Below are 10,138 nucleotides of genomic sequence, written 5' to 3' on the forward strand. Positions count from 1 at the left end.
CGAAAAAGGCCCCGCGATTGCGAGGCCTTACGTTTTCACAGGACGCAATTGTCCTGCCCATATTGTCCCTTACGCTGTCCCAATAATCCAGCGTTTTGGGCAACTTCATGTCCCAATAGACGCCAGGCATACATGGCGGCCCGGGTGGTTCCGCCGACCCGCTCCACATGCCCGATGTCGATCAGGTGATCCAGGACGCGCTTGACCCCCTTTCGCACGGCCTCCATCTGCCTGGGCGTCAGCGTCCGGCCGCCCGATGCCTCATGCACCAGTTGCGCCATCCGGAACGCCCTGCCCGGGTACGGCCGCATCAGGCCCAGGATTTCAGGCGCATACTTCATCTTCTTCAAACTCCTTGAAAATCTCGATCTTGAATTCGTCCAGGCAGGCCGCGTACTGGTCCCTGGTGATCTTCAGGTCGGTCCTGGCGCGCTGCCGGCGAGTGTTGCCGACGCGGGTCCAGACCGGGCGCATCTGACCCTCATGGAGCTCGACACTGCGCTCGTACTGATCAAAGGCCGATCGCTGGGTGTATTCGTAGCGCAATACGCAGCGCGTCAAGGTCGGCAGCCGATCGAAGATGGCCTGCACGCGCTGGGCGCGATCCGGGTTGAAAATCACTCGGGGCGGCGCGTCGTCAGATTCAGACTCCCAGTCTGGGGCTTGCCAGCCGCGCTCAGCGGAATAGCAGCGGCTTGGCTCCCTGGGTTCCGGCGATTCGCCAGCCCAACACCAGGCAATCCAGTTCTCGATCTCGGCGCGCACGAAAGTCGGGTATTCCATCAGCGCCTCCACACGGGTGAATTCTCGTTCCCATTCCCCGCCCTGCCCGCTGTCGCCTGCATCTTGGGTTTCGCAAGGGCGGCACGATCGAGGTTGTGGCGCATCATGGACAAAGGCTTGATCGTCAGCGGCCTGAACTCCGGTGGCGTCCGGCGCGCCGCTACCGGCAGGGTATCCAGCCAGGCGCGAATGAATTCCGTCGTATCACCCTCGCACGCGCGGCCGGTCTCGACCTCGATGGCGTAGACCAAGGCGTCGATCTTCTGCAGCGGCCCATTGTGGCCGGCCTTGCGCAATGCCTCCCTGGCTCGCTGGTGAGTGTGGGATTTTCGGTGGAGATAGTCGGCCATCAGAATTCCTCCACGTCCCAGCCGCCGCCGTTTTTCTTGGCGCGCACCTTCACGGCGACAAACCGCATCGGGTACTGATCGGCCGCGACCTTGATCTTCACGCGGGCATCGTCCTGCCAGAAACCCTTCACTTCGTGGCACTCGAGCGTGCCGTCAGCCAGCATCACCACGAAGTCGGGGCTGTAGAACGTGTTATCCGCCAGGCGCAGCTTCACGCCCTCGAAGCGATACCAGAGGATCTCGCCGGCCACCTTGCGGATCTCCAGGTGCTGGGCGTAGGCCGCCTCGGTTTTGTTCATCTGGCCGGTCTTGAGGCGCCCCAGGGCCTGCATCTTGCGTATCGCGCCGGTATTGCTTCTCGCCTGTCGATCGCGCGGGAACGCCAGGTCTTGCATGCTGGGCAGCGGGTCATGAAAAGTCATGGGCTTCCTTCTTCAATCTGAATTGCCGCGTCACCTCAGCTTCAAGGTATTTCTGGGCGGCCTTGCCACGGCGTTTGCCGATGGCGTCCAGCTCGGGCTTGCGTTGGCTGTAGGGCAAGGAAAGGATGTGGCGGGCCTCGCAGGCTAGGCGGTGCTGTTCGATCTGCTGGGGCGTCATGCGGCCCGCTCCTCAAGCGCCCGGCGCGCCATCGCCACGACAGTCGGTGAGCGCCCTTTGGGGTTAGCCAGGATCTTCTTGGCCCAGGCCTTCGGATCGCGCGGCTTTTCGATTGCAGCAGCCGCCATGGCCTTGATTCCGGCGTCGGCCTGCTCCTTGGTGGCGGTCGCTCGGCCAGGGGCCGGCAGTGCCGCAGCGGGAGCCGGGATTTCGTCCCATGACTGGCGGGCCAGTTGGATGCTGTACGCAGCCTCCCAGCGGCTCTTGAGCGTCTGCCAGGACTGATTGAGCATGTCGTGGTTGCCGATCTCAACGGCAGCCCAGTACACGGCCGGATGCGGCCAGGCGCCGATCTCGCCAGCGCGGCGACCTTGCATGCCGGTCACGGCCATACGAAAAGCCACTTCCGGCTCCAGCCAGGGACGGCACAGCCGCTTGAATTCGGGCAGCGTCGGCGCGAACGGACGATTCCCGCATGCAGCCAGCCCTGCGGACACCTCGTCACCAGTGAAGCCGGCAAGCTGTTCAGCCCAGGCTTTCACCATCGTGGCCTTATCGATGCCATCCCACTGCTGCATGAATTTCGAGCCGTACAGCAGGTGCAGGCGCTCGATCACGCGGGCGGCCCAGGTCTCCGGGATCGGTTGGATTTCAGCGAGTTGCATCGATTGTCCCCATGTCGATTTCGGTTTTCCCGCGCGCCAGGTCACGGATGATCGCGGCGTCAGCGGCGTAGCGGTCCTGGCGGCTTGGGGCTTGATGCGTTCTGCTCAAGCCGGACGATTTCTCGCGGCGCACCCAGTTGCGCCAGGTGGCCTCCCAATCAACCTTTCTGGCGTCGGCGCCGCCCTTCGCCGCCCAGTAGTCGCGGAACGAGTCGGCCACCCGCAGCGCGTCATCCGGCGTCCAGCTGGGTTGCTCCAGCAGCGCCCAGGACATCCAGGTGTCCGGCAGTCGCCAGTCGGTCGCCAGTCGCGTGGCCCTGGCGGCCTTGGGAGCAGGCGGCTGCGCAGCAGGCGCGCCCTCTCTCTCTTTTTCTGGTTCTTGGTTCTGGTTCTGGTTCTGGTTAGTTGAACAAGGCGTCAACGGTTTTTCATCGTCTGATGAACGGCTGTTCAACGGCTGTTCAACGGCTGTTGGATTTGTGTTGTTCGTTTGTTGGGTTTTTTGTGCTCTTTTGGCCGCGCTGGCCTTCCCTGCAGCGGATTTGGCCTGCACGCCAGCCTGGAATCTGCTGATTTCTTCCTCGCAGCGCGCATGGAACCATCCGTCATCAGTTTCTGTGAAGAACTCGTTCAACACCTGTTCAACGGCTGTTCGTTCTTCGTCGGAACGCGCGATGATCAGTCGACACAGCTTGTCCATGTCCTTCATGATCGGGTGCTCGGTGTCGTAGTACAGATCCAGCAGATCGCGGTAGATGCTGCGCTCGATGCGAGTCAGGTGACGTGTGGCGCTGTTGAAGTCGCCGATGTGGTGGGGGTAGTAATTCATGCGGCAGTCCTTTTGCTGATCTTCGCCGCGCGCACCGGCTCCCACCGGCCCAGCGCATCGAAGAACACAGCCCGCTTTTCGTCGCGGGTCGCGGTTGTGCCGAAGTCCAGCCAGTGATGGCACGGCGCGCAGCCCGGCACGCTGAATCGATCAGCGGCCTTCAGGCCCATGCCCTTGCCTGTATCGGCCCAATTGCCGTGGCAATCGACCACGCTCGGATCCTCGGGGATGCACGGACATACCCCAGGCACACACAAGTAGCAGGGTTCTCCGCGGCAGGCGTCCAGCAGCTTCCGGTCATGGTGGCCGTCGATCTTGTGCTTGCGCCGGCCCGAGCGCTTCATGGGGCTGCGCGTCATCGGCGTGGCCTGGCGCATAGGTGCCTTGCGCTGCATCGGCTTGCCAGTGGATTTGAAGGTGGAGTTCCAAAGACTCATGCCGGCACCCCTTCACGCAGCCAACCCGGCACATCCACACGCTCAGACCAGACGACGTTGTTTTCCGCGCCCCAGGCAAACAGGTATTCGATGAATTCCGAGGCCACAGGGATTGTGAAATTGCGTGTTTGAACGCCCAGTTGCACAACACCAGATCCGTCAAGGCTAGGCATCACAGTGCCCCAGCCTCGAAGTGGAGTTCCGGCAGCCGCCATCACGCGGGCGAATGCGTCCACCAGCAGCCGCTTGACCGTCTCCTGATCGCGCTTTTGGCCGAAGAATTCACACTGCTTGGCAATGTCGCCCAGCATGGCGTGATAGCGCTCTTCCTGGATGCGGCGCTTCTTCGGCTCCTTGGGCGGCTCAACCAGCCAGCCATCGGGGGCCGCATCGATAAGCTGACGGGCGATAGGCCGGGTGGCGGGGGTGAGAATCAGGGCGCTGGCCATCACTTCAACCCCGTCCAGATAGCAACTGCCAGAACTGCCAGTGTCATGGCCGGGGCCGCGCCGAATACGATGATGTCGTGTTCAGTCATTGCGCCATGCCCTTCATCCGTTGAACGACTTCCGCCACCTCGGTCATGACATGATTGCCAGCGTCCTCGACTCGCCCTACCTCAGCTTGATCCACGCGGCCGTCAGCCAGGGAGTCGTAGATTTCCTTGCCGAACATGCCGCTGGCGACCATGAAGGCCGCGACTTTTTCCAGCATGCCCATGTCGCATTCGCCCACCCCATCCGGCGCCTTGACCAGCAGGAAGCCCGCCTCATTGGCCCAGGCCTTCAGCATCCGAAAGTCGCCGCTGATGCCGGCGATGCGCACGGCCTCTTCGAGCGTCAGGTGGTGGCGCTTTTCGGCCTTGTCAGCGGGACGATTGACCTTGTTGCGCAGCACGGCCGGCGAAATGCCCACCCGGGGCCCCAGAGACTCGGAGCCACCCAGGTAATCGTGGACCGTGTGATATGCAGCATCGACGGTGTTCATGCGTATGCGTCCTGAACGTATTTGTTGACAGCCAGACGGCCTACAGTGGAGCTATGGAAATGGAAATCACGAAAACCGAAACCCTGCTGCGCGAAGCCCAAGCCATCTGCCGGGGAGTGACGGGCCGCGAGGACGTCAACGACGATCTGCTTTGCAGCGTCTTTCGACGTCTGGAACTTGAGGCCGACCTCGCGAGCGACGATCTGCAAGATGCGCTGGATGCGGCCTGGAAAGGTCTGGTGCACTGAAATGGTGTCGGGCGGCGCGACCGGCACCCTGTTGTCGTTCGGATCGGGGCGCCAGGGATGTTGGGAGGCCGGTTCCTGGCCCGTAGAATCTGATGTGCCCAAGAACTCTATAGAGAGAAAAACATCATGACCGCCAGCGCGCCGCAAGAACTGCTTTACGTCTCGCCCATGCTGCTCGCCCCAGGCTCCATCATTGAGCCCGGGAATTTCGGCAAGAACATCCTTGGCCAAAACCCAACGCAAGGCAGAAATGGATGGCCCGTGGTGCGAGAACTGATTTTCGATCAGGTGCGTTTCTTTACTGCGCCTCACCTGCCCAGCCGACTGCACTGCAATTTCCTTTTCACCAGCACCGCAGCCGCGCTGCATGGAGGCCAAGAATTGGCTACAGAAGTCCTTTCTCCATGCATTTATAACGTTGAGATCACCGATCCCGAGGCCCCTCAATGCATGGGTGACTTCGATACGCTCAAGACGATTGACGAGAACCACTTCATATCCAGTACACACGCCGTGGCGACGGCGTACTGGCATGCAGCGGCCACCAATAATTTGCGTGAGGGGTGTCTGCCTGAACTGCTTACGGCTTCGCCGATCCGCATTCTCAGAAGGGCTAGTTATCAGCCGCATATTCTTGTGCTCCCTACCATCAGAATCGCCCCGCCCAAGGATCTTTCCAGTCCTCCACAGTCTTCCTTGGTACATCAAGATTCTGAACAGCCGTCGTGAGCGCCGTGAGCGCCCGCATCGTCTCGGAAGCGATCTGCTCAAGCCGATCAAGGCGTCGCACAATCACCTGCGAGTCGATCGGTTGCGTGGTGGGGTTGGGCTCACGCATTGGCAGTCCCCGCGTTTTGGGATAAGGAAGTGATCAAATGAAGCTGGACCGCAACTTGCAGCACACGATTCTTGAGCGTCTTGCCGAGCTCTACCCGAACCGCGTGGACTGGGCCGCCATCGCGAGCTGGCCTCCCGAACACAACATGCCGGGTCACGAAGGAAAACTTCGCGCAAACCTGGACTACCTGGCCGAACACCAGCTCATCAAGTTGTTTCGGCCGACATACCTCGAAGGCAAAGGAACGGGCGCATCGATCACCGCGCGCGGCCTGGATTTCCTGGCAGACGATGGCGGCCTGTCGGCCATCCTGGGGGTAGTGACGATCAAGTTTCATGACGACACCCTGAAGGATCTGATTGAGGCAAAGATTCTTGCGTCTGACCTGCCCCAGCCAGATAAGAAACGATGGACCGATCAGCTTCGATCGCTGCCCGCCGAGACCACAAAACACCTGACACTGAAGCTTGTGGATATGGGGCTTGCATCAGGTCCGGCAGCCATTGCAGCAATAGGTAAGTTTCTGGCTGGCTCTTGACGGCCTCAAACGCGATGAGCCCACGTCCCGGCCCCATCGACACACAGAACCCTGCCAGATCGCATCCGGGGATATTGATCACGATGCCATTGGGGACGAACACAATGCTTTCGGGGCGCAGATCAGACATTGGCGGGCTCCTTGGTGGACATCTCCCAGGCGCGATACACCTTTGGCCGCGCAAAGCGAAGGGTCTTTTTTCTCGATTTCGGCATGCCATTCACCCGCCACTGCGACACAGCGCCGGTTGTGATCTCGAAGAATTCGGCCATCTTCAGCGTGCCGCCGAAGGCGTCGATCAAACTGGAATCGGGGTGAGGTTTTGTGTTCATGGCTTAAATCTTAGTTGACTAAGAATATAAAAGCAAGCAATTCACAGCCAACTAAGAGAAATATTGTTTAGCCTACTAAGATGAATTTCCAGGCCAGAATCACCACAGCGTTCCAAGAAGAAAACCGCCGACTCAAGGAGGCCGGCGGGCCGCGTCTGACGAAAACACATCTTTGGCAAGCGGCCAAAGTGACATCAGCGGCCGTCACGTTCTGGTTCAGCGGTGCCAACGCCGCCGACCTGGACACCTGCATGAAGATCGCGCCCCTGCTTCGCGTTCGCGGGCAATGGCTGTTCGACGGCACCGGACCAAGGCACGAAATATCCGACGACGGTGGGAATGAGGATCACGCCCCCATCCGCCTGGTAGACGCCAAGGCGTCAGCCGGCAAGGGACAGATCGTCTTTTCCGATGACATCACCAAGATCCTGATGTTTCGCCGTGACTGGCTGGCCAAGAATGACGCCAAGCCAGATCAGACCATCGGCTTTGAGGTGGACGGCGACTCGATGACCGACATGCACATCATTGATGGATCTGTGGTGCTGGCCAACCGCCGGCGCACAGATCCCCTATCCAAGCGCGTCTACGTCGTCTGGATCAAAGGGAAGCTGTACGTCAAGGAATTGGTGAAGAAGGACGGCGTCTGGTGGGCCAGATCGCACAACGCCGAAAAGGCCGACGAGTACCCGGACATCGAGATTGATGACCCTGAGGCTCGGATCGTGGGTCGAGCGTTTTGGTGCGGCTTCGGCCTCTGAGAAACCCTGATTGAGCAGTTTTTGATGAGGGGTTACTTTGGGCCTGAAGGTAACAAAACCTTATTATTAATGTGGATATGTATAGGAGAAGACATGAAAAAGATTATCGCAGCAGTGGTCTTGGCCATCTTTGGGATAGCCGCCACGGCGCCGGCCTGGGCACACAGCGGCGGCACTGACAAGAACGGCTGCCATAGGAACCACAAGACTGGGGATCGGCATTGTCATTGATGGCAAGCCCCGGTGCAGGCTTGGAGTACAGGAAAAGACGATGATGCAGAACTTCGGGCAGAGCGTAGGCCCTCTCATGATGATCCTGGTGGCCGTGATCGCCGTCTTGTGGATCGCCCTGCCCTTCGCAGTGTTCGGCATCAAGAAGCGGCTCGACGCCATCCTGGTGGAGTTGAAGCGGATGAACGGAAACATCAGGCCGCCTGAGGGTCGGTAGGCGGCCTTCTGGTGTGAGGTTGGGGTGTGGGACAGGCATTTTTTACCTACCATGCGACAAAACTTAATGACAGTGTGGGAATGTGAAAGGGGGCGGGATAAGTGAAAGATGGCTCGTGGACGCATATCTACGGCATCGCTGGAGCCGTACCTGGCGTTATAAGCCTCGTTGTCGCATGGAGAGTCGAATCACCCTGGTCAGAGTATCTATTGATGGCGTCAGGGTGGTTTGCAGCCCTGGTCTACGCAGCGCTTCTATTAAAGGCTATTTCAAACAGCAACAATCTTGCGGAGCGATGCGGGAAAGCCGAGACTGAATATGAGAGATCCAAGGGCGATATAGATGTTCTGCAGAAACGACACGACGACGAAATGATGCGTCGCGCAGCCACGTTAGATTACTTGGCTGGAGTAGCTATGACACAGCAAGCTATGCCACGAGCGCGGGCGATAAAGGGGAAGCCAGATGACAATTAATATTTCTTTAGACCAATATAACTATTACCCGGCTATTCGATCGAGACGAGCTGAACTCGAAGGCCTTAAAGAGTTGAATAAAGACAGAAAGCGAATGATCCTTCCGGTGATCACTCTAGGCGAGTGGCCGAAGGCACAGAATTTCGAGCAATCATTAAGCGCGGCATCAGAGGCCATGGATGAATTGCCATTCATCATCGACCTAACGACAGATCGTGCTAGGCTGCCAGACCTGCGTCAGCAACTGACTGGTGGGGCCGACGGATTCAAGGCTTGGCGACGGTTCGCTAGTCAGGCGCCACAAGCCATACCTGTTGTTTTGATAAACGAAACAGCACGCACCCGCGATGTAATTCGTCAAGCAGCAGAAATTGAAGACGCAACAGGTAAGGTAGCCTTCAGAATCAGAGATTTCATGACAGAAACACCGAAGGTGATAGCAGCTCTTTGCGCTCTGAACGACCCCACAAACGCCGTAATTTTTGTGGACTGTCAATATATTAGAAATGGAGTTGCGGCGTTTGCAACGGCCGCAGTGGCGACAAACAACGCGATTCGCGCTGAGTTTCCAGAATCGATAATCTCCATACTATCTACAAGTTTTCCGGCGTCAACAATTCCGTTCCTTGGCGACGGCCAAAGTGGAAGCATAGAAATACTTGAGCAAGATCTTTTCTCAAGAGCAGGCGGTCGTGGCGCCGCTATTTATGGGGATCATGCATCAATACATTCTGTCGTTTATGACGACGCCGCTGGTGGCATACGTCGTTGGTCCCCACGAATTGACTACCCAACAAGCAGGACATGGAGGCTCGAAAGAAGGTCTGGTAGTAGCAACGCCGCAGGCTACATAAGCGCGGCACAAACTCTGCTTGAACAGTATCCTGAAATTGAAGGCAGTGATATCTGGGGCGAACAGAAAATATACGAAGCGGCGATAGGAAATGTGCACGCTATGGGGCCCGCAAAGTGGATTGCTGTCCGCGTGAACATCCACCTAGCACGCCAAATCGACAGGACGGCAGGCCTAGAAGGAGATGATGGCAGCGAAGATGAAGGTTCTGAAGAAGAAGACTTTGATTTTTGAATTTGAGGTCTAAACAACCTTGCGAGGGATCGCCACGAGAGGCCCCATGGTTGCGAACATATCAAGCCAATCTGGCTGTGCACTGCTCTTGACTCGCTCTGGTGTGGAGCGCAACATACGCTTCCTCTCATCAGTCGCCCGCAGCTTCGAATTGCGCTCATCGCGCAATTTAATGTATGCGAGTGAGTGTTCCCGGATTTCTGGGGCCTTCAAACGCAAACATGCCTGCAATAGCGTCTGTCTATCAGCTGAATTCTGAACGCGGATATTCCGGCCTCGTAGAAGCTTTCGCAGTTCCACGACAGGAAGAAAGCCAAGCCACGCACTTTTAGTGATGGCCCTATATTTTGGCTGCCTTATCTCGGTGCACTTCCCATCGTCAGCAACAGTAATTACGCCTATTCCGCGACCGGCAAGACTCATCACGCCATCCAAATGGTTCAGCGCACACACCACTGTCGTTGCTTCGAAATTTTTCTGATAGCTAGATAACTGACCCTCAAGCCGTACGAGCTTATCGGCGGAGCTCTTGATTTCAAATGCCGCCAAGTGTCCATTTGCGACGACCAAGTCAGCTCGTCTAGCAAAAGAGTCGACCGTGAGCTCCTTCAGAAAAACACAGCCGTCGTCTTCCTTGCTCATCAAATAATCAAGCAAAGCCGTGCGGATGGTGGATTCGGTTGCGTCAAGTCTCATGGCACTCGAATGATAACGCACCGTGCATCTATTCGGTAGTATTTGACAGTCCAGGTCGCCCTC

At 58.0% G+C, this 10,138-nt stretch carries 19 protein-coding genes; 7 read left to right on the forward strand and 12 right to left on the reverse strand.

From position 1 onward, the window contains the following. Positions 1 to 35: 35 nt before the first annotated feature. The 10 genes from WA983_RS07875 to WA983_RS07920 form a co-directional block, all read right to left on the reverse strand. Positions 36 to 341, reverse strand: a complete 306-nt coding sequence (locus tag WA983_RS07875) for a hypothetical protein (RefSeq protein WP_424311859.1) — start codon at positions 339 to 341, stop codon at positions 36 to 38. Continuing rightward, positions 325 to 783 (reverse strand): hypothetical protein, encoded by a 459-nt coding sequence (locus WA983_RS07880; protein WP_424311860.1) that lies wholly within the window; start codon positions 781 to 783, stop codon positions 325 to 327. Before WA983_RS07880 ends, WA983_RS07875 begins: the two co-directional genes overlap by 17 nt. Next, a complete protein-coding gene (locus WA983_RS07885) occupies positions 783 to 1,133 on the reverse strand; it encodes a hypothetical protein (RefSeq protein WP_424311861.1) in 351 nt (116 codons plus the stop codon). The genes WA983_RS07880 and WA983_RS07885 overlap by 1 nt, the downstream gene beginning before the upstream one ends. Next, a complete protein-coding gene (locus WA983_RS07890) occupies positions 1,133 to 1,555 on the reverse strand; it encodes a DUF1064 domain-containing protein (RefSeq protein ID WP_424311862.1) in 423 nt (140 codons plus the stop codon). Before WA983_RS07890 ends, WA983_RS07885 begins: the two co-directional genes overlap by 1 nt. Next, a complete protein-coding gene (locus tag WA983_RS07895) occupies positions 1,542 to 1,733 on the reverse strand; it encodes a DUF7696 family protein (protein ID WP_424311863.1) in 192 nt (63 codons plus the stop codon). Before WA983_RS07895 ends, WA983_RS07890 begins: the two co-directional genes overlap by 14 nt. After that, the gene (locus tag WA983_RS07900; RefSeq protein WP_424311864.1) at positions 1,730 to 2,398 is read right to left on the reverse strand and encodes a hypothetical protein; all 669 of its coding nucleotides are present in this window, start codon (positions 2,396 to 2,398) and stop codon (positions 1,730 to 1,732) included. Before WA983_RS07900 ends, WA983_RS07895 begins: the two co-directional genes overlap by 4 nt. After that, positions 2,385 to 3,227: a YdaU family protein gene (locus WA983_RS07905; RefSeq protein WP_424311865.1), complete on the reverse strand. Its 843-nt coding sequence runs from the start codon at positions 3,225 to 3,227 to the stop codon at positions 2,385 to 2,387. Before WA983_RS07905 ends, WA983_RS07900 begins: the two co-directional genes overlap by 14 nt. Then, on the reverse strand, positions 3,224 to 3,664 hold the full coding sequence (locus WA983_RS07910; RefSeq protein ID WP_424311866.1) for a hypothetical protein: 441 nt from the start codon (positions 3,662 to 3,664) through the stop codon (positions 3,224 to 3,226). Before WA983_RS07910 ends, WA983_RS07905 begins: the two co-directional genes overlap by 4 nt. Further along, positions 3,661 to 4,113 (reverse strand): recombination protein NinB, encoded by a 453-nt coding sequence (locus WA983_RS07915; protein WP_424311867.1) that lies wholly within the window; start codon positions 4,111 to 4,113, stop codon positions 3,661 to 3,663. The genes WA983_RS07910 and WA983_RS07915 overlap by 4 nt, the downstream gene beginning before the upstream one ends. An 85-nt stretch (positions 4,114 to 4,198) precedes the next feature. After that, positions 4,199 to 4,651, reverse strand: coding sequence for a phage regulatory CII family protein (locus tag WA983_RS07920; RefSeq protein ID WP_424311868.1), 453 nt, complete (start codon positions 4,649 to 4,651; stop codon positions 4,199 to 4,201). A 59-nt stretch (positions 4,652 to 4,710) separates the two neighbouring features. On the opposite strand from WA983_RS07920, the gene WA983_RS07925 reads away from it, so the two are divergent. The 3 genes from WA983_RS07925 to WA983_RS07935 all read left to right on the forward strand — a co-directional run bounded on the left by WA983_RS07925 (position 4,711) and on the right by WA983_RS07935 (position 6,275). After that, positions 4,711 to 4,899, forward strand: coding sequence for a hypothetical protein (locus WA983_RS07925; RefSeq protein WP_424311869.1), 189 nt, complete (start codon positions 4,711 to 4,713; stop codon positions 4,897 to 4,899). 126 nt (positions 4,900 to 5,025) lie between these two features. Continuing rightward, positions 5,026 to 5,628: a hypothetical protein gene (locus WA983_RS07930; RefSeq protein WP_424311870.1), complete on the forward strand. Its 603-nt coding sequence runs from the start codon at positions 5,026 to 5,028 to the stop codon at positions 5,626 to 5,628. A gap of 146 nt (positions 5,629 to 5,774) precedes the next feature. After that, positions 5,775 to 6,275 carry a hypothetical protein gene (locus WA983_RS07935; protein WP_424311871.1) on the forward strand — a complete coding sequence of 167 codons (501 nt, stop codon included), beginning with the start codon at positions 5,775 to 5,777 and terminating at the stop codon, positions 6,273 to 6,275. A gap of 122 nt (positions 6,276 to 6,397) precedes the next feature. On the opposite strand, the gene WA983_RS07940 is transcribed toward WA983_RS07935, so the two are convergent. Further along, on the reverse strand, positions 6,398 to 6,607 hold the full coding sequence (locus tag WA983_RS07940; protein ID WP_424311872.1) for a hypothetical protein: 210 nt from the start codon (positions 6,605 to 6,607) through the stop codon (positions 6,398 to 6,400). Between the two features lie 80 nt (positions 6,608 to 6,687). Here WA983_RS07940 and WA983_RS07945 point away from each other — a divergent pair, with 80 nt between their 5' ends. The 4 genes from WA983_RS07945 (at position 6,688) to WA983_RS07960 (ending at position 9,379) form a co-directional block, all read left to right on the forward strand. Continuing rightward, positions 6,688 to 7,368 carry a S24 family peptidase gene (locus tag WA983_RS07945; RefSeq protein ID WP_424311873.1) on the forward strand — a complete coding sequence of 227 codons (681 nt, stop codon included), beginning with the start codon at positions 6,688 to 6,690 and terminating at the stop codon, positions 7,366 to 7,368. 93 nt (positions 7,369 to 7,461) lie between these two features. Then, positions 7,462 to 7,599 carry a YHYH domain-containing protein gene (locus WA983_RS07950; RefSeq protein WP_424311874.1) on the forward strand — a complete coding sequence of 46 codons (138 nt, stop codon included), beginning with the start codon at positions 7,462 to 7,464 and terminating at the stop codon, positions 7,597 to 7,599. Positions 7,600 to 7,639: 40 nt separating this feature from the next. Beyond that, positions 7,640 to 7,816: a hypothetical protein gene (locus WA983_RS07955; RefSeq protein ID WP_424311875.1), complete on the forward strand. Its 177-nt coding sequence runs from the start codon at positions 7,640 to 7,642 to the stop codon at positions 7,814 to 7,816. Positions 7,817 to 8,281: 465 nt separating this feature from the next. Further along, the gene (locus WA983_RS07960; RefSeq protein WP_424311876.1) at positions 8,282 to 9,379 is read left to right on the forward strand and encodes a beta family protein; all 1,098 of its coding nucleotides are present in this window, start codon (positions 8,282 to 8,284) and stop codon (positions 9,377 to 9,379) included. 9 nt (positions 9,380 to 9,388) lie between these two features. Here WA983_RS07960 and WA983_RS07965 read toward each other — a convergent pair whose 3' ends face one another. Next, complete coding sequence (locus WA983_RS07965; RefSeq protein ID WP_424311877.1) at positions 9,389 to 10,075, reverse strand: sce7726 family protein; 687 nt, start codon at positions 10,073 to 10,075, stop codon at positions 9,389 to 9,391. Positions 10,076 to 10,138: the final 63 nt, after the last annotated feature.

Source organism: Castellaniella sp. (genome assembly GCF_049650445.1).
Taxonomy (GTDB): domain Bacteria; phylum Pseudomonadota; class Gammaproteobacteria; order Burkholderiales; family Burkholderiaceae_B; genus Castellaniella.